24 protein-coding genes are annotated in these 22856 nt (G+C 40.7%); 11 read left to right on the forward strand and 13 right to left on the reverse strand.

All coding sequences use genetic code 25. The features are described 5' to 3' along the window. Positions 1–5: 5 nt before the first annotated feature. The 5 genes from PHY14_03760 to PHY14_03780 all read left to right on the forward strand — a co-directional run bounded on the left by PHY14_03760 (position 6) and on the right by PHY14_03780 (position 4155). Positions 6–1265 carry a GspE/PulE family protein gene (locus PHY14_03760; protein MDD2694024.1) on the forward strand — a complete coding sequence of 420 codons (1260 nt, stop codon included), beginning with the start codon at positions 6–8 and terminating at the stop codon, positions 1263–1265. Between the two features lie 30 nt (positions 1266–1295). Beyond that, positions 1296–2447 carry a type II secretion system F family protein gene (locus PHY14_03765; protein ID MDD2694025.1) on the forward strand — a complete coding sequence of 384 codons (1152 nt, stop codon included), beginning with the start codon at positions 1296–1298 and terminating at the stop codon, positions 2445–2447. A 132-nt stretch (positions 2448–2579) separates the two neighbouring features. Beyond that, positions 2580–3194 carry a 50S ribosomal protein L25 gene (locus tag PHY14_03770; GenBank protein MDD2694026.1) on the forward strand — a complete coding sequence of 205 codons (615 nt, stop codon included), beginning with the start codon at positions 2580–2582 and terminating at the stop codon, positions 3192–3194. 240 nt (positions 3195–3434) lie between these two features. Beyond that, a complete protein-coding gene (locus tag PHY14_03775) occupies positions 3435–3770 on the forward strand; it encodes a hypothetical protein (protein MDD2694027.1) in 336 nt (111 codons plus the stop codon). Positions 3771–3855: 85 nt separating this feature from the next. Further along, positions 3856–4155: a hypothetical protein gene (locus tag PHY14_03780; GenBank protein MDD2694028.1), complete on the forward strand. Its 300-nt coding sequence runs from the start codon at positions 3856–3858 to the stop codon at positions 4153–4155. Here PHY14_03780 and ligA read toward each other — a convergent pair. Together ligA and PHY14_03790 are read right to left on the reverse strand one after the other, a co-directional pair. Next, positions 4152–6407 (reverse strand): NAD-dependent DNA ligase LigA, encoded by a 2256-nt coding sequence (ligA, locus tag PHY14_03785; GenBank protein MDD2694029.1) that lies wholly within the window; start codon positions 6405–6407, stop codon positions 4152–4154. The genes PHY14_03780 and ligA overlap by 4 nt on opposite strands. Before the next feature lie 196 nt (positions 6408–6603). Further along, the gene (locus PHY14_03790; GenBank protein MDD2694030.1) at positions 6604–6804 is read right to left on the reverse strand and encodes a hypothetical protein; all 201 of its coding nucleotides are present in this window, start codon (positions 6802–6804) and stop codon (positions 6604–6606) included. Between the two features lie 128 nt (positions 6805–6932). On the opposite strand from PHY14_03790, the gene tig reads away from it, so the two are divergent. Together tig and PHY14_03800 are read left to right on the forward strand one after the other, a co-directional pair. Continuing rightward, positions 6933–8261, forward strand: a complete 1329-nt coding sequence (tig, locus tag PHY14_03795) for a trigger factor (protein ID MDD2694031.1) — start codon at positions 6933–6935, stop codon at positions 8259–8261. A 247-nt stretch (positions 8262–8508) separates the two neighbouring features. Beyond that, positions 8509–8823: a hypothetical protein gene (locus PHY14_03800; protein ID MDD2694032.1), complete on the forward strand. Its 315-nt coding sequence runs from the start codon at positions 8509–8511 to the stop codon at positions 8821–8823. A 4-nt stretch (positions 8824–8827) separates the two neighbouring features. Here the strand turns inward: PHY14_03800 and PHY14_03805 are convergent, their stop codons facing one another. Beyond that, positions 8828–10144 carry a UDP-N-acetylmuramoyl-L-alanyl-D-glutamate--2,6-diaminopimelate ligase gene (locus tag PHY14_03805; protein MDD2694033.1) on the reverse strand — a complete coding sequence of 439 codons (1317 nt, stop codon included), beginning with the start codon at positions 10142–10144 and terminating at the stop codon, positions 8828–8830. Positions 10145–10281: 137 nt separating this feature from the next. Here PHY14_03805 and def point away from each other — a divergent pair, with 137 nt between their 5' ends. Then, complete coding sequence (gene def, locus PHY14_03810) at positions 10282–10785, forward strand: peptide deformylase (protein ID MDD2694034.1); 504 nt, start codon at positions 10282–10284, stop codon at positions 10783–10785. 10 nt (positions 10786–10795) lie between these two features. On the opposite strand, the gene PHY14_03815 is transcribed toward def, so the two are convergent. Further along, positions 10796–11251, reverse strand: coding sequence for a hypothetical protein (locus PHY14_03815; protein MDD2694035.1), 456 nt, complete (start codon positions 11249–11251; stop codon positions 10796–10798). Positions 11252–11417: 166 nt separating this feature from the next. Between PHY14_03815 and PHY14_03820 the strand changes: the two genes are divergently transcribed. Further along, positions 11418–12503 (forward strand): tRNA-dihydrouridine synthase family protein, encoded by a 1086-nt coding sequence (locus PHY14_03820; protein MDD2694036.1) that lies wholly within the window; start codon positions 11418–11420, stop codon positions 12501–12503. On the opposite strand, the gene PHY14_03825 is transcribed toward PHY14_03820, so the two are convergent. Further along, on the reverse strand, positions 12500–13642 hold the full coding sequence (locus tag PHY14_03825; protein ID MDD2694037.1) for a glycosyltransferase: 1143 nt from the start codon (positions 13640–13642) through the stop codon (positions 12500–12502). The genes PHY14_03820 and PHY14_03825 overlap by 4 nt on opposite strands. Next, positions 13629–14924 (reverse strand): hypothetical protein, encoded by a 1296-nt coding sequence (locus PHY14_03830; GenBank protein MDD2694038.1) that lies wholly within the window; start codon positions 14922–14924, stop codon positions 13629–13631. The genes PHY14_03825 and PHY14_03830 overlap by 14 nt, the downstream gene beginning before the upstream one ends. Positions 14925–15014: 90 nt before the next feature. Here PHY14_03830 and PHY14_03835 point away from each other — a divergent pair, with 90 nt between their 5' ends. Further along, entirely contained in the window at positions 15015–15287 is a 273-nt protein-coding gene (locus PHY14_03835; protein MDD2694039.1) for a ferredoxin, read from the forward strand. A gap of 51 nt (positions 15288–15338) precedes the next feature. Here the strand turns inward: PHY14_03835 and PHY14_03840 are convergent, their stop codons facing one another. Both PHY14_03840 and PHY14_03845 read right to left on the reverse strand, forming a co-directional pair. Beyond that, the gene (locus PHY14_03840) at positions 15339–16562 is read right to left on the reverse strand and encodes an FtsW/RodA/SpoVE family cell cycle protein (protein MDD2694040.1); all 1224 of its coding nucleotides are present in this window, start codon (positions 16560–16562) and stop codon (positions 15339–15341) included. 54 nt (positions 16563–16616) lie between these two features. Beyond that, on the reverse strand, positions 16617–17285 hold the full coding sequence (locus tag PHY14_03845; GenBank protein ID MDD2694041.1) for a hypothetical protein: 669 nt from the start codon (positions 17283–17285) through the stop codon (positions 16617–16619). 53 nt (positions 17286–17338) lie between these two features. Between PHY14_03845 and PHY14_03850 the strand changes: the two genes are divergently transcribed. After that, on the forward strand, positions 17339–17920 hold the full coding sequence (locus PHY14_03850; GenBank protein MDD2694042.1) for a type II secretion system protein: 582 nt from the start codon (positions 17339–17341) through the stop codon (positions 17918–17920). Here the strand turns inward: PHY14_03850 and hflX are convergent. From hflX to PHY14_03875, 5 genes are all read right to left on the reverse strand, one after another. Next, entirely contained in the window at positions 17917–19041 is a 1125-nt protein-coding gene (hflX, locus tag PHY14_03855) for a GTPase HflX (GenBank protein ID MDD2694043.1), read from the reverse strand. The genes PHY14_03850 and hflX overlap by 4 nt on opposite strands. A gap of 158 nt (positions 19042–19199) precedes the next feature. Continuing rightward, positions 19200–19718, reverse strand: a complete 519-nt coding sequence (locus tag PHY14_03860; protein MDD2694044.1) for a GNAT family N-acetyltransferase — start codon at positions 19716–19718, stop codon at positions 19200–19202. Positions 19719–19727: 9 nt separating this feature from the next. Continuing rightward, positions 19728–20480, reverse strand: coding sequence for a hypothetical protein (locus tag PHY14_03865; protein MDD2694045.1), 753 nt, complete (start codon positions 20478–20480; stop codon positions 19728–19730). Positions 20481–20493: 13 nt separating this feature from the next. Further along, the gene (gene trpS, locus PHY14_03870) at positions 20494–21663 is read right to left on the reverse strand and encodes a tryptophan--tRNA ligase (protein MDD2694046.1); all 1170 of its coding nucleotides are present in this window, start codon (positions 21661–21663) and stop codon (positions 20494–20496) included. A 10-nt stretch (positions 21664–21673) separates the two neighbouring features. Further along, positions 21674–22807 carry a mechanosensitive ion channel gene (locus PHY14_03875; protein MDD2694047.1) on the reverse strand — a complete coding sequence of 378 codons (1134 nt, stop codon included), beginning with the start codon at positions 22805–22807 and terminating at the stop codon, positions 21674–21676. Positions 22808–22856 lie beyond the last annotated feature (49 nt).

Raw genomic sequence — 22856 nt, forward strand, 5'->3', positions numbered from 1 at the left:
AAAATATGTCTACTTCCTCTATAGAAATACTCAAAGAACAAATCTACAAATGAGAAAACGTCAGTCAAATCTGTGATCTCATGATTATTGGTGCGGTGGAAATAGGAAGTTCTGATATTCATATCGAACCTCTGACCAATATTGTCCGCCTCCGGTATCGTGTAGATGGTACTCTTCGTGAGATTCTTGAGTATCAGACATTTCTCCATCAACAGGTTGTAGCCAGATTCAAGATTATGGCGAATCTGAAAATCGATGAATCACGTATTCCACAAGATGGTCGTATCTCTACTGTTATCAACAATAAAGCTCTCGATCTTCGTGTCTCAACTCTGCCAACAGTTCATGGAGAAAAGATAGTAATGCGTATCGTAGACAAAAGTAAAAAAATTCCTGATCTTTTCGAACTCGGTATCGAGTGACACAATAAGGAATTGCTCGAGAAAGCAATTTCTCTTCCAAACGGAATTATCCTCACTTCTGGACCAACTGGTTCTGGTAAATCGACCACTCTCTACTCTTGCCTCTCGAAGCTCAATTCTCCTGATGTGAACATCATGACGCTCGAGGATCCAGTAGAAAGTCAAATCGATGGGCTCAATCAATCTCAGATGTTTCCAGACATTGGATATAACTTTGCCTACGGACTCCGTACTGCTCTCCGCCAAGATCCTGATATTATCATGGTTTGAGAAATCCGTGATCATGAGACCATCAATGTCGCGATCGAAGCAGCCTTGACAGGTCACCTCGTGGTATCGACGATCCATACGAATTCTGCTGCTGAGACAATTACTCGTATTCTCAACATGGGAATACAGCCATTTCTTCTTCCAGCTTCTATCAATGCTATCATCGCGCAACGTCTTATCCGAAAACTCTGTAAGTGTAAAAAACCTGTAACAATGCAGGATCTCGATCCGCACGTTCGTTCTCGTGTAGAAAAAGCTCTCAAGAGAACCAAAAAAGAAGAACTTATTTCTCGTATCCCTGCAGAAATTCTCCAGAAACCATTGTTTTATCAGGCAGTTGGTTGTCCAGAATGTGATAATGTCGGGTACAAAGGTCGAGTTGGTATCTATGAGATTCTGGAAATCACTCCAAATATCAAGAAAATGATCATCGAAGGATCAAGTGCTACAGCTATCAATGACACTGCAATCGATGATGGAATGACTTCGCTCGAGCAAGATGGTATCATCAAGGCGCTCAATGGACGAACTTCACTGGAGGAAGTCTATGCAGCGGCAAAAGAAAATACATAAAACCTTTATCTATACTCTATAAACGGAACTATGCCTACAAACACCAATGCAGATATCATCATCATGGATATCAAGGAATGAATCCAAGAAAAAAAGGAAGAAAGTATTCTGACGTACATGCTGGGGATTGTTTTCAAGAAATGATCTATCAGTTTGCGTCAAAAAGTAGTATTCTTCCGAATCATGGCGACAATGGTGAATGCGAATCTCACGGTTCTCAAGAGTCTTTCTGCACTGAAGAAACAAGAGAAGGACAAGAATATGATAAAGTTCTATGAATTTATGATCGGAAAAATCCAGGGATGATCACCGATGCACGATGCTCTGGAACAATATTATTGATGTTTTGCTGATGCTGAAGTATCTATCATAGAAGCCTGAGAAAAAACAGGAAAACTCAATCAAGCGCTCATACAAATCGCAGATCAGACAGAAAAAGTAGACTCAATCACACGAAAAATCAAAGGAGCTATGACCTATCCGATTCTCCTGATTGTCGGTATGGTGATATGTGTGACAGTCCTTATGGTAAAAGTTATTCCGACATTGACTTCGTTTTTCTGAGATCCTGAGACTCTTCCAACTGCGACACAATACATCCTGAAAACGAGTCATTTTTTCCAGAATAATTGGCTCACACTTGCAATAATAGGAGTTGGATTTTATGTGGCTCTCAATATCTGGAAACGAACAAGAGAGGGAAAATATCGTTACGATGGCATGTTATTGCATATGCCTATTTTTGGACCACTCCTCAGAAAAGTAGTACTTTCCCGCTTTGCACGTGTATTCTCGAACTTGATTGCCAGTGGAGTTTCTGTTGTAGAAGCGATTCGTATCGTAGCAAATGCTGTCGGTAATGAGGTATACCACCAACGCCTTCTCCTACTCCGAAATGATGTGAAAAATGGTATGAAGATGGCTGAATCCCTCGAAGATGACCCACTCTTCCCTGATCTTCTTATTTCTATGCTTCGCGTAGGTGAAGAAACCGCACAAATCGGGGAAACAATCATCAAGATCGCGGACTTCTACGATGAAGAAGTGGATATTGCTATCGGTGGTATCCAGAAAATGATTGAACCAATTATTCTATCTATTATGGCGGTTGTTATCGGTTTTATTGCGGTAGGTATTATGCAACCGATTATGAACCTCGCTGGTGCTATCTCTGGAGGATAAGAATCAAGAAAACAAACGAACATGATCTGAAATAGAAATGAGAAAACTTCATTTCTATTTTTTTATACGAAAATTTGCTTTTTCTCATATTTCCCTATAATGCGCAAGCTTATTTCATAACTCGCATTATTTATGCATACTCTCGAAGCAAAGATCCGTACAGAGACCGCTCGTGAAACCCGTGAAAACGGTTCAGTTCCAGCAGTCGTATACGGCAAGGATGTCCCTTCGACAAGCGTAAAGGTGGGAACTTCTGAGTTCATTCGCCTCTACCGAGAAGTCGGACAAAGTCATGTCTTCACTCTCAATGTAGAGAAGAAGTCTTACCCTGTTCTTATCCAAGAACTCCAGAAGCACCCTGTGACTGGAAAACCTCTTCATATCGACTTCCTCACAGTAGATATGAAGGCTGAAGTTCATGTTCATATTCCTGTGACTCTCGTTGGAACATCTCCAGCAGTCATCGAAGGTGGACAAATTCACCAATCACTCGAGTCTATCGAAGTAAAATGTCTTCCAAAAGATATCGTTGATGCGTTTGAGGTTGATATCTCTGCGCTCGACCATATGGGAAAGACTCTTCATATTTCTGATGTGAAAATTGATGCGAAAAAATTCCAAGTTCTCTCTCATGCGGAAGAAGCAGTCGTCACTGTACATGCTCCGAAGAAGCAAAAAGAAGAAACTGAAGCAACATCCGTTGCAGACGTTGGTGTCGCTACAGCAAAAGAAGAAAAAGCTGAATAATCGAAATACCGCCTTCGGGCGGTTTTTTCTTGCTTTTTTCTGGAAATTCATATTCTTTCTTGTGATATATACTCAGGAATTATCCCCTGTTTTGTCATCCCGAGGAACGAGGGACCCCTTTCAAACTCATCTTATGATGAAGAAATTATATTTATACTCATAATTGCAAGAAAAAGAGATTTCTCCTTCGTCGAAATGACAAAAGGCCCATAAAGATTACCAATAACTAATCACCATTCTATGCTCATAAAACTCGTTGGTTCTGGAACAGAACTCGAAAATCTCCAAACACTTGTAAACCAAGCACTGACAGAACTCGCGCTCGCAGATGCTGTACGCGTCGAAACTACCGATGATCCAGCCTACAAGATGGAGCTTGGAATCACAGAAAATCCTGCTCTTGCTATCGAAGAGGAATCTATCGAATTCCGCGATATGATATTTCAGGGTGAAGTACCTGCATATGATGAGATCAAGAGCATGTTCATCTCTATTCTCGGTGACGATGAGGATCATGAACACGGAGGTTCTTGTGGAACGGGAGGATGTGGAGATTGTGGTGGTGGATGTCATTAATCTCCTGATTCGTCAACTCCAATTCCTTGCGATAAAGCGAAATAAATGCTACTCTAAATGGAGTAGTATTTTTCTTTATATACATATGAAAATCAATGTCCTCTATCGTCTCGATGCTCCGTCCGGAGTTATCGAATCAGCTGAATCTACAAAACTCCCAGAAGATGTCGAAAAGACAGTACTCGCAGAACTCGGAAATCTCCTCAAAGATCCAGAGGTTATTACATGAGTACAAGATCGGGTAAACGCAATTCAAGATATCACTCAAAGACAACTTCTTCAGGCAACTCTCAATCGTATGGAACGAGTCGGCGATGGTGTTGCTGCAATTCACCAATCCACTCATGATAGACTCTCTTGGCTTCAAGATACAATCTCAGTCTAAATCATCTTCTGAAATTCCTCTATCCCAATACACTTCACACCAAGGCTTTCCGCCTTGGTTTTTTTTGAGCCCGCATCTGTCCCGACAATGAGATAATCAAGCTTCGCGGAAACTGAAGTTCGTACTTCTCCACCATTTTTCTCGATGAGTTCATGGATCTCATCACGAGAAATACCCTCAAAAGAACCAGTTACACAGAATGATTTTCAGGATAGTGGGCTGGTGAGTTGGTGAGTTGGTGAGTTGGTTTTAGGAAGAGTAATTGTGAGTTCATGAAGGAATCTCTCAATAAGCAGACTGTTCTCTTCCACATATTCAACAAAAGCACGGGCGGTTTCTGGTCAGATATCCTTCACTGCAATAAGATCTTCTTCTGTAACTGAGAAAATAGCGCTCAGGATTTTGTCATTCCGAGTGGAGGCGATAGTCGCAATCGAGGAATCTGCTTCGAGAAGTTTTTGAGCAGATCCATTCGACTCTACTCACTTCATTCGTTCCGCTCAGGATGACAACACAACGTTCGTGATCAACTTCGCCGTTTTCTTCCCAACATTCGGAATCCCAAGAGCCACAAATAACCGATCAAGCGTCGTATTTCGAGCATTTTCTATAGATTCCAGAAGGTTATTCACTGATTTTTCCTTGTATCATTCGAGTGAGAAGAATTCCTCTCGGTGACGAGAGAGATGAAATACAGACACGAAATCCGTAATCCATCCAAGCTCAAGAAGCAGTTCAATCTGCTTTTCACCCAGACCATCGATGTTGAGTCATTGTTTCGAGACGAACATTTCGAGTTGACCCTGGATTTTCGCTGGACAATGACGATTCGGACAAAAAATAGCAACTTTTCCCTCATCCTGTTCCAGTTTTGTCGAACATACAGGGCAAGATTCTGGAGGCAATAACTTTTCTTCGCCTCCTGTACGAACTTCTGTGATGACTGATACAACCTCAGGAATCACTTCCCCCGCCCGCATGATAAAAACACTATCCCCTACTCGAACATCTTTTTTCGCGAGTTCATCATAGTTATGGAGTGTAGCACGTTTTACGATAACACCTGTCACTTCTACTGCTTCCAGATTTGCGACTGGAGTCACAGTACCAGTTCGTCCAACAGAATGTTCGATAGAGAGTACCTTCGTGCGAACTTGCTTGGCTGGGAACTTGTATGCGATCGCATAACGAGGATGATGCTCTGTGCGTCCGAGTGAATCCCAGAGAGTCATATCATCCACCTTCAATACCATACCATCGATATCAAAGTCGAAATGCTCTCGCCGATTCCGAGTCTCATCCTCGATAATCTCGCACAATGTATCGATTCCGTCCACTTGCGTGAATGGGAAATCTTCACGCTCAAATCCCCAATCAGAAAGAAGAGTCATGAGTTCGTGATAATTCTGAATTTTGAATCCTGAATATTCAATATCTTGTTCTATCTGTGGTACGCTATAGGCAAAAAACTGGAGATTGCGCGAACGGGTAATCAGTGGATCGAGTTGACGCAGTGATCCAGATGCAGCATTTCGAGGATTCGCAAAAAGTTTTTCCTCAAGTTCAAGTCGCTCTCGATTCACACGTTCGAACGTCGTCCGACTCATCATAACCTCTCCGCGGATTTCCATACGCGGAACCTCTCGAAGCGAGAGAATATCTTTCGGAATATCCTGTATCTCGAATGCTCCAAGTGTCACATCTTCCCCTTCCACACCACTTCCACGAGTGATAGCTTGCACGAGTTTCCCATATTCATAGATGACCGCGAGCCCGAGTCCATCATATTTCGGCTGGACATAATAAGAAAACCCACCTCATCCCCTGTCCCCTTCTCCTCCAGAGAAGGGGAATTGTACCTGAGCCCCCTCTCCTTTAGGAGAGGGTTGGGGTGAGGTGAGTATCCGTAGCATCCGCTCATTCCATTCCCTAACTTCTTCGATACTGTACGTATTATCGAGAGAAATCATCGGATAGAGATGCTTCACCTTCTGGAATTGTTCGGATGCAAGGATAGCAAGCCGAGCTGTTGGAGAATCCACGTCAAACATGTCATGATCAGATTCCAGTCGAGCCAGTGCATGGAAAAGCTGATCATACTCGGTATCCGAAATAATCGGCTGTTCATCGATATGATAGAGGCGATTATGTTCGCGCACCACTTCACGCAGCGAGAGAATATCATCTTTTTTGAGATTATTTTTCCGAGCGAGAAAATCGTTCGAAAGCGAGAGAAGTTCAGATTGATTCATGAGATGAGTATAGAAATTTTTCGGAAAAAAGAAATATTGACAGATGAAAATTATAAATATTATATATATAACTTCTAACTTAAAAAAACTATGTGACTTGATTTTTCGGAAACCCAAAAACCTAATTGAGGAGCTTGATATATTCCATCGCGAGTTACACAATGATTACCGCCTTTAAAGGCCGATGAAACATCGGCTATCATTCTAGCAAAGATGCTCGCGTGATCCGAAAACCCTTCATGAATACAATGGATACTCCAACATCTCTATAAAACATGAGACGTTCTACGTCAAACATCTCTTCGAGTTGAGAAAAGAATTGCCCCAGAAACAGAACATCGTTGGTCTGGAAGATGCGTTCTCATGTGCTATTGTGGATGAGTGGAAGGTTGTCCACATAATGAATCTCCACTAATTAGGTAATATTTTTTGCCTTTTCCTCACTTTCTCATATAATTCTCCCGTTTTATTCGGGATTTTTATTTCTCATAAAATCGAATTTTTAATTTCTAATTCAGAACTGCAATGCAATCTACTGTTACTCGCAAGAATAGCTACCTCCTCTCTGTCACTGTGAAGGAATCAGGAGTAGAACTCGAAAAGGCGAAAAAAGTTGTCATCGAGAAAATCCGCGCCGAAGGTCGTGTGAAGGGATTCAAGAAGGGATCAAATATTCCTGATACTGTTATCATCCGTGAATACGGTGAGGAATTCATCCAGAACCAGGCACTCGATCATGTTGTTGAGAAGCTCTATCCGAAGATGCTCAAGAAGGACAATATCCTCCCTATTGCTCCTGGAAAAATCACCGAAGTAAAATCTCTTGATCCAATCGAGCTCATTATCGAGATCGAAACACTTCCAGAGATTGAGATCGATGAGAAGAAACTGGGCAAAATCAAAGTAAAGAAAACTCCATTCGAAGTCACTGACGAATCTGTGGATGCTGAGATCGAGGCTATCAAGGCTCGATTCACACATTTCCACGAAGCTGGTTCTCATACTGATGATGGTGCAGATACTTCTACTCTCACTATCGAGAATGGAGATCGTGCCACTATCTCTGCACAGGGATACGACAAGAAGGGTGGTGAAGCTATCGCGGAAACTCGCGTTCCGAACTATCCACTCGTGATTGGTTCTGGAAATTTCATTCCTGGATTCGAGGAGAAACTCATTGGTGCAAAAGTTGGAGATGAAGTGGCTTTCGATATCACTTTCCCGAAGGATTACCATAGCGATGATTTCAAGGGACGAAAGGTTCATTTTGTTGCCAATATCGAAAAGATCGAGAAACCACACACTCCAGAATTCACTGAAGAATTCATCGAGAAACTCCGTGGCAAGAAGACAGATCTCGCAGGTCTCAAGGAGATTATTCGAGGAGAGCTCTCAGCCAAGAAAGAATACGAAGCTCGCGCAAAAGACGAAGATACACTCATGCAACAGATGATCGAGGCTGCTTCATTCGAAGTAGGACCTGAACTTCTCGCGAATGAGATCAATCAACTCTTTCAGGAACATACAGCCAATCTCGAACAACAAGGATACAATATGAAGATGTACCTTGATCACCTGAAGAAATCCGAAGAAATGTACAAGGAAGAAACAGTAAAATCTGAAGCAGAACGTCGTCTCAAGGCAGAACTCCTTCTCCGTAAGATTCGTGAACTCAAGGGTACAGAAGCAACGGAAGAAGAAATCAAGGTAGAGGTTGAGAAAGTGATTTCTCAGTATGAAAATGAGGCAGTCGTGACTCGTCTTCGAGAAAAACTCGTTCCAGGAGATGCTTACTACGAAGATATCAAGAATCGTCTTGCATACCGAAAAGTAGTTGATACATTCTTCGAATAGAAACTCAAATCCCTCCTAAATCGGAGGGATTTTTCTATCATTTTCTCTCAAAACATTGACATAGCCACGAGAATACATATTATCCATTCATGCAAAAGAGTATTTCCTCTACATTCTTCTATTTCTCTTTCTTCTTTCAGAATACACTGAAGGGGAGATTTATGGAGTTTTAGAAATATTCCAAGAAATCATGTACCTCTCCTTCAGTAAAAACTGGAGGAGTTTTTATTTTCTACTATTTTATTTTATGAATGCACGTGTTCAGACGGAAGTTATGATTAATCCAATAGTAATGGAATCAATTATTGTCGATAAAAAAGAACAAAAAGAAGGAAGGAAAGTAATACAAGCCACTTGTAACGGAAAAGTTATAAGAATATTATTCCCTGATTATAGAGAGAATGGTGAAGGTATTCCTATCATAGACGCATCTGGAAAAGAAATTGGGAAACTCCCACAAAGTTCACCAATCATAGAAGCAATCCTCAAAGTGCAAAAAGTGGTCTATCTTCAAAATGCTATGGGAAGCCCTATTGGCAGATGAAGCTGGGTAAAAGTATAGAAAACTAAACCATCACCTGACTCTCAATCTCCATCAATATTCGCTCGATAACTTGTCGATCATTCCATGGTCGTGGGCCAAACTGAAGCACTTGTGTTGTCTCAGCACCTTTCCCTGCTGCGAGGAGAATATCTCATTTCTGAAGCATCAAGAGAGCTGTACGAATCGCATCTTCACGATCGGGAATAATCCAGAATCAGTTTCCTTCTTTTCGCTTGATACCAACTGCAACATCACGAATGATAGCAAGTGAATCTTCTGTATATGTATCATCATCCGTGAGAATCACAACATCGGAAAGAATATCGACAATACGTCCCATTTTTGGTCGTTTTGTTTTATCTCGATCACCTGTCGCACCAAAAAGAGTAATAATTCGTTTTGTTCCTTCGATTTTCTTCAGAGTCTCGAGAACACTCTTGAGAGACTCTTCCGTATGTGCATAATCGACAAATATCTTTGCACCGCGCATATTCGGAATTTCTTCGAGACGCCCAGGAATTCCACCTATTGTTCAGAGCATTTTCTGAATAGTTGCAATATCGACTTTCTGTGAGACTAATACACAAATCGCCGCAAGAATATTCATGATGTTGAACTCGCCCTGAAGTTTCGAATCAATATGGAACTGAGCAGAAGCCATACGAACATCGAATGAAACTCCCGTAGCAGAAAGAAAAACATTCTCTGCACGTACTTGCGCAGTAGGTGAGAATCCAAAAGTATACACATTATCGACAACAATATCTTTCGAGAGAAATCGAGAAGCATAGTCAGAATCAATATTTACCACACCGACTTTTCGTATATTCTTACGGATTCCGTATTTGTACAGATTCTTGAAAAGAAGAAGTTTCGTATCGACATAATTCTCCATCGTCTTGTGAAGATCGAGGTGATCCTGACTCACATTCGTGAGAACGGCAACGTCATAACGGAGACCGTAGACACGATTGTAGTAGAGTGCATGACTCGAGGTCTCCATGACGAGATAGTCACATTCTGCATCCTTGGCTCGACGGATAAAATCCCAAACAACAAATGGTGATGGCGTTGTCATTTTGAGTTTATTTTCTTCCTCTTCCCCATTGATGATCGTATTTACCGTAGAAAACATCGCTACTTTTTTCCCTGCAGCAATGAGTCCTTTTGCGACAATATTCGATGTCGTTGTCTTCCCCTTTGTTCCTGTGATGCCAATCACGACCATATCTCGCGCAGGATTCCCTGAGAGATAGTATGCGAGCATCCCTCGAAAAGAGTGATACATGACACGAATTGGAGAATCGAGAGCAATCAGTTTTCGGAGGAAATTAAGCATAATTCTAGAAATTATAAATCCATTTAGCCATTGAATTGACTTGAATTTTATGGGAAATACTCTATTATTCAACTAGAAAATTGCATTTTCCTTTACATTTCTTTTTATCTGTTTTTCCTTCTTTATAGCACAGAACTATGGCAAAATTTCTTATCGAAACCGGTGATGACAATGAAATTCTCAGATCCATCTCAGATACTATCCGCAATGACGAAATCCGAAAATACAAATCCCTCGCAGAAGATATGGTAAAGTATGTGAAAAATGTAGACAATGGTGCTGTCGGACTCGCTGCACCCCAGATAGGTGTCAACAAAAGATTAATTGCCGTCTCTTTGATGCAAGATTATGAAGATGAGAACTTCCGTACTATTGCCATGATCAATCCTGAAATCACAGAACATACGGAGGAAACTTGTTCTGATAAAGAAGGTTGTCTCTCTGTTCCTGGGAAATCAGGAGAAGTAGAAAGATGGACAGGTATCAAGGTTACATTTCTTGATCCTGATGGAAAAAAATACGTCATGAAGCTCTCGAATCTCTCTGCACGAATCGTACAACATGAAGTCGATCATCTCGATGGAATTCTCTTCACTGACAAAGTGAATACACCAATCCTCCAGAACAAAAAAAGAGCCTAGGCTCTTTTTTTTAGAATGTTTTCGCAACATTATTCAGAAGTGTTCGTTTATCTCATGCATAACGGATATTCTCGAGATAACGGATGAGTTTCTCGAATACGAGATATGGATTCAGTGAATCATAGATAAATGCATTCCCTTCGAACTTCATCGGATCAAATTCTGAGAAGCTTCCGATAAGTGGATGATTCTTTGGAAGGATTGATACTACAGAAGATTTTGTGAGATTGATGAGATTCAACTCACCAAGACCATCAGTTATGCAGGCATCGCACGCGCTCATATCCTCTTCGGAATCTGACTCGATGATCCCAATATTGAGCACTCTGGAAGCATCCATGATAAATGAATGGATCACATCATCTCGAATATCGAGCAAGATAACTGCTCGGACGGACTTTGGAAATGCAAACTTTCGAAGCAATGCTTCTCGTTTCTGTTCTTTCTGATTGAGAGTTTTTGGCATAACAACTATGTATATGTGTATGAATATGTCTTCATAATAGCATGTTCGAGGGAAAAAGGCGAAAAAATCTATTTGACATATTATGAATATAAATAATTGTAATATATAAAAGTTGGATTTTTCAGGATTTCTGGATATAAATTCGCCGATTATCACTGTATTTTCTATGAATAAGAACTTCTGGTCGGAACTCGCATCCCAGTGACCCATATCAGCACTTGCCCCTATGGATGGCTATACAGATAGCCCCTACCGTCAGATTGTAAAAAAAATAGCACCTCAAACGGTGGTTTTTAGTGAATTTTTCTCAGCCGATGGACTCGTACATTCGAAAGAGCTCCAGAAAAAAGCGCTCACTCATAATCCAAGCGAATATCCACTGATTATCCAGATTTTCGGGAAAGATCCCGTCATGTTCCGTGAAGCAGCAAAAATCATAGAATCCTACGGCATCACCGGAATCGATATCAACATGGGTTGTCCTGCGAAAAAAGTCGTCAAAAGCTGACATGGATCATCACTCATGATCAATCGTGATACCGCATTCAAGATTGTAGAAGAGATGGCGAGCGCAGTCAAGATTCCTATTTCCGTAAAAACACGTCTTGGTTGGGAAGATTATTCTCCACTCATTGAGTTCTGTCAGTGACTCGAGAATGCGGGTGCTAATCTCATATCCGTACATGGACGTACCTACAAACAAGCATTCACTGGAAAGGCAGATTTCACTGGCATCTACGAGCTCAAACAACATCTCCATATTCCTGTCCTCTGCAATGGAGATATCCTATCATATGAAGATGGGGCGCAAAAGATGATTCATCCTGAGAATAGATGAATACAGTGAACTAAGAATCTTAACTCTGAATCCAAAGATTGAGCCTTTCACAAAAATCTTGACGGTTTTATGATTGGTCGTGCATCTTTCGGTAATCCTTGGTGTTTTCTCCCAGGTAACTATATACCAACACTTGGTGAAATCCTCGAAACCATGAAACTACATGGAGAACTCCTGTGGGAATGGAAAAATAGAAAAGGAATGATGGAAGCACGAAAGCACCTTGTCCAATATCTCCATGGATTCCCATGAGTGAAAGAATACCGAACAGCACTCGTGCATGTAGAAAAACCAGAAGATATCTATGAAGTTCTCGAAAAAATCCGCAACGACCATCCGACACTTCTCTCAGAAAGACTCAAGAACACAAGCCCAGAGAGTAATCTCGCAGTATGGGATTGCGAATGTAACTAAGGATAGAACACTTCTTTATCGAAAGAGTGAGGCAGAAGCAAAATCTCTTGATTCGGAAAATGTGCACGAATATTCTTTTCGAGAAATGATGAGAAAATAATATGCTTCGTGTTGTCTGGTAGTACGCTCTTCAGGAGCGTAACATATCACCACTTAAAAATACTGACAATCATCCGCACAAGAGATAAGTCTCGTGGAATAAAAGCGAGGAGTGAAGCATTATTTGGAATCTGATTTTCTTCTGTGATATGCTGTGGAAATGGAGCAATAAGCCCAACGTCATGATGCGAAAGAAATACAGAAACATTTCTTCCTCGAGTATATCGTGCCACTTCTCGAACTCACCATATTCCCACATAGCGTAAAACGGAATGCATCCAGATCGCATCTGGCTGGTTTTGTTCGAGTATTTTTCTCAGACGAATTCACCTCCAGAAAGCAAAAAGAGACACTATAAACATAATTCTCCGTTTCCATGGAGTTGTTTTTCCATGATATCCGAAAAATAAAACTCTTTTCCCAAGAGATGAGAATGATTTCTTCACTGTTTCTATATAGTATTCCGCACCACCGATGAGATCATCATAATCATGCACAAGCAAAATCTGCTCTTTTCATCCGAAAATCTGACTCACACTATCTATCCAAAAATGTTGATCGTACTTTGAAATATCTATTGGATCTGGAATATCTTGATAAATGTATTTTCTGAGAATCTCCAGAAGAGAATCAACTGGTTCTAATGGATTGATAGCAAGTTCATCAGGAATAAATACATCGAGTCATCCTTTTTTCCATCCAATAATTGGAGTACCACATGCAAGCGACTCCAGAGCTGTCAATCAAAAAGTCTCGAGAAAACGTGATGGCATAAGAAGAAAGTCTGCCTCTTGATATAACTCTCGAAGTTTCTGTGGTTTTACTTTTCCATAATATTTCACATTCTCTGGATATTTTATCGCAAGTTCATGAATGGTATTTTCATATCAACCATCAGAACAAATATACCAATCCAAATATGGACCAAATTGGTCATCTTGCATGCTTTTCTCGATAGCCTCTATGATAATATCGACTCATTTTTCATAGACGAGTCGGGAAGCAAAAAGAAGTTTTATGTGTTTTTTATCGTGAAGCATGACTTCATCGTGAAGAGTAAGAAGCAAGATACAGCCCTATGACAATGAACAAGGAAAGCGACAACATACTTGATTCGAATGTATGAAGAAAGAAATTCATAATCAAAATGGAAATGAACATTCCCGAAAGAATCACATGAACTCGGAAAAGTCAGAAAAGTATGAATCACATAAGAATAAGAAATATGAATCCTCATAGAAATCCGCCTTCTATAAATTGCTGGATATACCAACTCTCAGGGATGTAATATGTATCGGTTTTCTCTATCTCGTTTTTTTCTTTCCCCGCAAGATCGAGTACATGGCGATATGCTGGACCTGCAGAGCCAAGTCATTGTCCAAGAGGATGGGATACAGATCGTTGGACTCCGATAAGCATGCGTTCTGCATGTCATTTTGACGACCCACCACGCTCTATGATAGCTTTTATGTTTCCACCATACTGGAGAAATATACCACCGATTCCGAGAAGTGCAATAAGGGCTAATGCAATAGTTTGTTTTGGGAAATTTTGGTACAAATATCGCCCAGAGAAAAGTATGATAAATCATACTCAACCGAAAAGCCCCAAGAGTGCGCTTCGAGAATATGTGTAAATAATACATGCGATAAACAGCAACACAATTCCTCCAATGACAAAATGCCATGCTTTATAATTTCGGAAATAGTATACAAAAACTCCAATATAGAGAAGAAGGAATGCTCCCATAGTATTTGGTCAATCAAAGAGCCCCTGAAATCTCCGAATATTTGCTCACTCTACTCCATGAAAAATCGGAACTGCAGAACCAAACTGCCAATTCGAAGGATTTCCTGAATAACCAAAATAGAGAAGAATATCTTCCGAAAGCGGCCACTTGAGAAGCATACCAAGAAATAGTGCTATTCAACCGGAAATAAGGAAAATCCGTATATAATATGATGCTGGTCGAGAGAGAAAAATAAAGCCATGAAAGACAACAAAAAACACAACCAAGAATTCAAAATCATACCTCCCTCCATACACGAGTCCCGAAATACCTGTTGTAAATAGTGTAATACATGCAAGAAGAATAACATACACTCCTATAAGGAAATCGTATTTTGTCCACTGTATCTTGATTTTTCACTGCACATATCCAATAAAGAGACAGAAAAGCATCACAAAAATAAGCCCTTCTTTCAAAAATGAGACTCATGGAATCCCAAGTTTCTGTGATGTAAAAACAGACAGAAAAGTTGTGAACGGAAGAATACCGATCAATATCCTGAGAGAATAATCGTAGATGCGCTGAAGATGCATAAGAAAATGACAAAAGTTATTCTTGCGAATAATAGACATTTCTCTATAATACGCAAGACTTTATGAGTTATTTATTCTCTTTATTTTTCTATGAACACCGACGCAATCAACACTCTCAAGAAAATACGAAAACCGCACGTTAATAGTACTTGTATCGGCTGTAGCGCTTGTACCGCTATTTCAGGGAATGTCTTCGAACTCAATGACCAAGGGCTATCCATCGTACGACACTGTGAAACATACGAATGACAAGATGTCGATGATTCTATTGCTGCGTGTCCAGTGAATGCTATCAGCTGGCAAGAAGCATACGAAAACGGTGAATACACCAACGGTGTTGTCGAACATCAGGATATTGTCTAGCAATTATTTTCTTGTTATTTGAAAAATCTCCATAATTAATGGAGATTTTTGTTATACTTTCTTTCTTTTCTGCAGTGAAGAAAATCCATGCATTGCATTGGGACGGTACTCTACATAGCGAGAAATATTGAGGAGAATTCCTGTCGCAATCAGGAGTGAGATCAGAGATGAGCCTCCATAACTCACAAATGGCAAGGTAACTCAAGTAAGTGGTACTACATTGAGGTTCACTCCAACATTGATGAACATCTGTACAAGAATCAGTGTAGTGATGCCGAAAGCAGCATACTTTCAGAATGGATCCTTCACGCCTCGAGCAATCGCATACCCACGATAAGCAATCATCAAATATGCTGAAAAAAGAAGCATCACACCAAAAAATCCGAGTTCTTCCACAATAACCGAAAAGATAAAATCTCATTGCACTTCTGGAAGATATCCGAATTTCTGGATGGATTTCCCAAATCCAAGACCAAAAAATCCACCACTTCCGATAGCAATGAGCCCTTGCTTTATTTGATAATCTTTCCCATCAGGATTTTGTTTCTCGAATAATACTTGAGTATCTTGGAAGAAGTTATCAATACGTCATGAAATATATGCTAGAGAATTTTGTTTTGGATCGCCCAATTTCCCCAATCCATAAATGCTTGCAGCCCCAATAAAAGCAATAAAAAGCGTCACAAGCAGGTAGCGAATATTTCATCATGCTACGAAATATATTGCCGTAACAACAGGTGCAATAATGAGAATAGAACCAAAATCTGGCTGAAAAGCAAGAAGCAAAAATACAGAAGATGCAATCAGAAAAAATGGAATAAACCCCTCAGTAAAACTCGGAAGCATGGAACGGCGTTTCTTCACAAAAAATGCGAGAAAAAGTACTAACCCAAGCTTCGCAAATTCCACTGGTTGAATCGATGGAAGTCCAGGAATATTGAGCCATCCTCGTGCACCATTGTATTCTACTCATACAAAAAGCACAGAAAACAATAACAACAGGGAAACGAAGAAGATTATTTTTACATGTTTTTCGAAAAAGAAGTAAGGAATCTTCGAGAAAATCATGAGAGAAAAGAGTCCGATAATAACGTGCGCAATGTTCTTCGAGAGATAGAAATAGTTATTGGATTCTGAAAGAAGTCACTGGCTCACCATACGAGAAGTGATCTTGAACGATGGATATACACTCACGGAACTAATCATAATCATTCAGAAGATTACGAGTGCAATAACAATAAAAACGAGTGTTGAATCAATACTTTTTTTTTGCATTTGTAGGGAAAAAGAGAAGGAAAAAAATACCGAGCAAGCTCGGTATAAGAGATATTAGAGAGTTCTTTTTCTCATCAATAGAAATGCGAGAGGCAGAATCACCACGAGAAAGAAAAATGGATTCATACCTGTCAGAGGAAGTTCTTCAGTAACTGGTACAACTGGAGTAGCTCCTGTTGCTGTCTCAGAAGTAGAGTCTACTGGACGGAGATTCGGAAGCCCTGAAGTAGTAGGAGTCAATCCTGTACTAGTAGTCATCACTGCATTTGGATTGGTTGGAGCATTGAGCGATTCGTCACTCTTTTGGAGTATAGTCGGAGTGATGAAATCACGAATCGCAAGAGCACCATCAGTGATCACTGCACCACTTTCTGCAACAACAGATATAACAGTAAGTGTGTAGGCAGTTCCTTCCTGAAGTTCCGTGTCGAGATTCACGCCCACCATAGAGCTATCCTCTATACTTCCAGTGAGAGAAGCAATCTTCAGTGTACTATTATCAGATTGTTTGGTGATCTTGAGTTTTACTGTGTCGAGATTTACTCTCTCAGAAAAGATGACATTCAAGCGAAAGTTATCTACCGTGTCTACTGAAGTAACCTTCAGTGAAGCAATTGTCTGATCTGAGACGGTATCGGACGTCATGTCACCTGTGGCCGCAAGAGCTACACCGCCAGAAACAAAAACAAGAAACGAAAGAAGAAGAGTAAAAATATATTTCATATTTGAAAATAAGGAAAAATGAATAAAATCTGTGTGAATAATAAAAATTCTCTATGAAAAGGCAATACCACATGTGGAAAATCCAGAAATATGGCTTTACAATGGTTGAAATTATGCTCGTAATAGCAATGATTGGGATTTTTATCGGTGCTACCAATTCATTCAACTGGAAACCACAGACGGATATAGAGAAAGCTAATCGAATAAAGTACGCCGTTTCTGATAAGCTGCGCGATGAATCTCTAAAAATCTTCACTGGGCATATGCCAAACTATGATGGAGAGATTGCACGAGAAACAACATTAACAATTGGGAGTGGAGGCATAGAAACAACTTATAAAGACGCAAATGGAGTTATCTTGTCAACAGGAACATTTCAGCGACCTTTCTATGATGGCGATCGAAAATATTCTATCATCAATGTTGCATGGTGTACTGGTTCAACTATAGAATCTGCCGTTTGGAATGGTACTGGACAAATTCTTATGACACAAACTGGTACATTTTTTAGTACTGGATCGGCGGGTGTTATCAATAGAAATATCATTATGCTTTTTGTGGAAGTATGATATGATTCTCGTTCTCGAAAAGTTTCATTCGATAGACGTACAGGAAAGATCAGTGTCGATAGCTAGCCACCGATGATGGCCTTCTGAGACAGTAAGTACACAAAATCACTGATTCCCTCATGACTCCGTGCCGAGAGAAATATTGGTTTTAGATCTTGAAACTGCATCAGAAGGTTCTTTTTTTGTTCATCAGAAATAGTGTCAGATTTATTGAAAACATAGATTCGTTTTTGATGTGCCCCGATTTTTTCGAGTGTCTCATCGACAATTCGGATTTTCTCATCGATCCAAGGATCTCCAGCATCTACCACATGAAGGAGAATATCTGATTCTATCGAATCCTCAAGCGTGGAACGAAATGCGGCAATCAGATTCGGTGGAAGATCACGAATGAAACCAATTGTATCATTCAAGAGAATCTCTTGTCCTCTTCCATCTTCCGTCTCGATATACATCTTCCCTACACTGGTTCCGAGTGTCGCAAAAAGCTTATCTTCTGCAAGGACTCATTTCTTCGTCAGTGCATTGAAGAGAGATGACTTCCCTGCATTGGTATATCCGACAATTCCCACAGTGAGAAATCCTTTTCGTTTGCGATTTTCGCGATGAAGCGAACGGGTTTTCTGGTACGTTTTCAGTTTCTCAAGAAGGACAAATTCTTTCTCACGCAAGTGTCGCTTCATGATTTCTGTATTGGTTTCACCTTGTCATTTTGCATTTTTAGATCCACCTCATTGGCGCGAAAGTTCCATTCCCATACCAAAGATTCGTGGTCACATATGTTTGATGGCAGCGAGCTCAATCTGGAGCTTGGATTCTGGCGAGACAGCATGAAGTGCGAAAATCTTTAGAATCAAATCCACTCGATCCCAGGCTTGGATTTTTGATTTCGCTTCTCGAAGATATTCATTCACGTTCCAGACTTGAGCAGGTTTCATGATGTTTCCGATGATGAGAAGCTCCGCTCCGAGTTCTTCCCCGATAGCAATAATCTCATCGAGTTTTCCACTTCCGATAAATGTCCGATAATCAGGAGTGAATCGCTTCTGAACACGCTTCACGATCGTCACTCATCCATAAGTCGAAACAAGTGATTCGAGCTCATTCATGCGATGATCAAGTTCCTCATCCGAGAGTCCTGGTGGTGCAATGTCGATGATAATAGTTTTGAGTTGATTGGCAGTCATATATTTTTTGGGTAAAAAAAGTCTCGAGGAAAAATCCCCGAGACGAAAATTTCGTATCTTAGGGAGGATTATATGCGAAGAATTACATTGCTCATGATGATAGATGGAGTTATCAAGTGGGCCCTATTGTATTAATTCCCGAGAGAAAATCAATGGCATTAAAGAAGTTCTATCCAATACCTCCTCGACTTTTGTCCATTAAATTCGGTATACCGCTCAAATATCCCACCATTTTTTTCGATGGTTCGGATAAAACCAATATTGTCATCGAAACATCCGAGCATAACTCGGTCGAGTCAGATTTTTCGAGCTTCATCGAGCGCGAGTCGGAGCATCTCCGTCGCATATCACCGACGTCGCTCACTCGGACGTATTCCATAGCCGATATGTCAGCCATATTCTTTCAAATTCGGATGTTCGATATGATGTCGAATCTGGATTCCTCCAAGAATTTTCTCTCCATCCATGAGAAAAAAGAGCGTGGCAGGAACTCATCGATTCCGATCGTCAGTGAGGTCACCTTCTGATATTTGGAGAAATTCCTCGAAAGTATTCCCACGAAAGAGTGCTCACGGAGAGACATGTCATTGCTCAAATTCTCCGCTTTGCTTCCATTCAGTGAGCATTTCAAGGTAAGCAGATTTGTGCGAGATGTTGGGGAAAGAGAGGTGGAGCATAGGGAAATATTATAAAGTATCAAAGAATGGAATCTTTCCTTCGGAATCTCTCGTGAGATCTCGCCATCGAATCGCTTCTTTTCCAGGATGACTGAATAAAACTGTGTTCGCAATTCGCGAAAGCACTTTATCATAATCTGCGCGCGTTGTAAAAGCAATTCGCTTGCACTGATTCGGGAAATCATATTCCAAACGGATACCAATTTCTCCAAGCATTCATACATGGGTGGATATATCAGAATCTAATTCACTAGGAGCTATCCGAGCATTTTCCATAATAAGTCCTCCGATATGTTTCTGGAAATTATCTATAGGAATTCGATTTTCTGTGGATCATGCCTCAAGTGATCAAACCGCATCAGAATAAGAAGAAAATTGATGAAGCGGACACACAGAATGCATATTGGAATGGGTTTTTATGGCGCCTCTTCCCATTGCTCATATTTCTCCAAGTCTAATATGAAGCAAAGAACAATCCACTTCATATCCTATATCCCTATGAGTGCAATTCATACACATAGCATCAAGTGGAAGTTCGATAGGATCATTCATCGAGAGAAGAGTAATCCTAGAAAGTAGTCTCTGAATAGTATCTTTCATTTTAAGTATTTCCATCCTTGCAAAAGAGCCTATGAAATCATACGAATCAAGCCCAATAGGTTTATCTGGAGCATAGATTTGTACTCACGCTACATCAGCAACCGGAAAATATTCTGGTCATCGATTTTGTTCGGCAATGTATCCTTCGAGAGTATATGGCATGTAAGGTATAATACTAATTCACCCCCGTAACCTCCTTCACCACCTTCATCTTCGACCTCAAACGTTCGTTCATGATACGAGCTCATTCGGCGAGTTTCGCTTCGACGATGTCAGGATTGGCGAGGAGTTTTTCTCTCGCTTCGCGATACGGGCGGAGGTACTCGGTGAGCACGTTGAGAAGCTCAGTTTTCGCATGACCATAACCGAATCCGATATTCTCTGATTCATACTTCACACGGAGTGCAGCAGTTTGCTCAGCGCTTGCGAAAACTTTATACAGATTGAAGACATTACATTCATCTGGATTTTTCTTCTTTTCATCGACTCACTCAGAACCCGTCACGATGGACATGACACGTTTCTTGAGCGTCTTGTCGTCGTCAAATACGCCGATGAAGTTATCGTAACTCTTCGACATTTTTCGTCCATCAGTTCCTGGAAGTGTTGCGAGTCACTCAGTGACAATTGCCTCTGGTTCGCGGAAAACCTCTTGACCGTACGTCTTGTTGAACGCTCGTGCAATATCACGAGTCATCTCGAGGTGCTGTATCTGATCCTTGCCCACTGGCACCGCGTCGATATCATAGCCAATAATATCCGCCGCCATGAGGATAGGGTAGTTGAAAACTCACATGTTTGGTGTTTGTGGCAATTTCATTGCTATTATTTCTTCAAGTTTTTCTGTATTTATGTTAAAGTTCTTGAAAGCCTCATCTAAACTTTGAGTTCTAAAATAGCGCATTATAGCATGCATTGTATCTATATCACTGATGCCGTTAACCTCTCTTTTTAATCACTCAAATAAGAAGGGCATAATAGTATCTTCATAAAAATGAAGCTTATTAAGGTAGTCTTTATGACTATGCGCGCGTTCCATTAAAGAATATGGTGTCACATTGGACATTACCCACATGAGCTTGGTGATGTCGTGGATGTCTGATTGGCGAAAGATGGTGAGCTCGGTATCGAGTCCGAAGATAGAGAGGTATTCGACAGCGAGTTCATATGATTGGTCGCGCATTTTTGCCCCATCCTTCACACTCGTGAGTGCGTGGAGGTCAGCGATAAATATCGCAGCATCATTTCCCTTCGCGAGCTTCTGAAAGGGAAGTACGGCACCGAGGAGATTCCCGAGATGCATCGATGAGCCGGTTGGTTTGACACCGGTGATGATTTTTTTCATAGAGGAAATATTATTTTTTGATTATAAGTTCTTGTGTAGGGAAAGCAATATCAATATGCGCTTTGGTGAATGATTCTTTGATACTCAGATTGATGGCAGTTTTCTGCTTCAGATAGAGACTATAGTCATCGATGAGAGAAAAGTATGTCACAGAAATACCAAGTGAAAAATCCCCAAAATTATCAAAATTCACTCGATACGAATCCATCTCTCATTTTTCTACGAAGCCTTCGAGAATCTTCTCGATGATCGCCATCGCTTCTCTGAGCTTCACGAGACTCGTGTCATACGTTACTCCAATAGTGAAGTCAGTTCTGCGATTGGAACGCTCAGTGAGATTTTCGATACTTGCTGAGAGGAGATTCTCATTCGGGATGAGGATCGTGTGTCATGCGAGATCAGTGAGAGACAGGTATGTGAATCCGATGTCAGAAATCGTTCCGATCATCCCATTGATACGGATCGTTTCTCCGATTTTGAATGGCTGATTGACGAGAACTGAGATAGCACCAAAGACATTCGAGAGAGACTTCTGAGCCGCAAGAGCAATAGCGATACCTCCAATTCCTGCTCCCGTCACGAGCGCGCTGATATTGTAGCCGAGATTCCCGATGATGGTGATGCCACCGATAATCCAGAGAAATACAATAAGTATCTTTTTGATAATCGGGAACATCTGTTTCGAAAGTGCAGAAGTTCCATAACTCTTCGCCACTTTCCCGAATGTGCTATTGATCAGTGAAGTGAGGAGGATGAGTACGACTACGATGAAGACGACGTCAAAAACTATGTCGACAATGCTCTGTACGCTCGGTGGTATCGTGACCATCTGAAATCCCACATAGAGTGAAGCGAGATATTTGGAGAGGACGATGAATCGCATCAAGATACTCACCAAAATATCATCATACGTGTTTTTGGTTTTCTTTGCCCATTTTTCCAGAGACTTTCCGATTTTTTCTTCGATGATTCCGATGACTCCATAGAGCACAAATACGAGCACAAGAGCGTTGAGATACGAGAATCACATATCGATCGTTTCGTGACTCTGCATGAATCCTGCATACATCGTCGAATACGATGAGAGCCCGTAAATGAGAAAAAAATAGAGGATGCCTCCGACAGCAGAGAGATAATGTTTCATGACAAAAAAGGAAAAGTAACAATTCGTCTTGAAGTATCTTAAAGAAAAA

Source organism: Candidatus Gracilibacteria bacterium, assembly GCA_028687475.1.
Classification (GTDB): domain Bacteria; phylum Patescibacteriota; class Gracilibacteria; order BD1-5; family UBA2023; genus STC-74.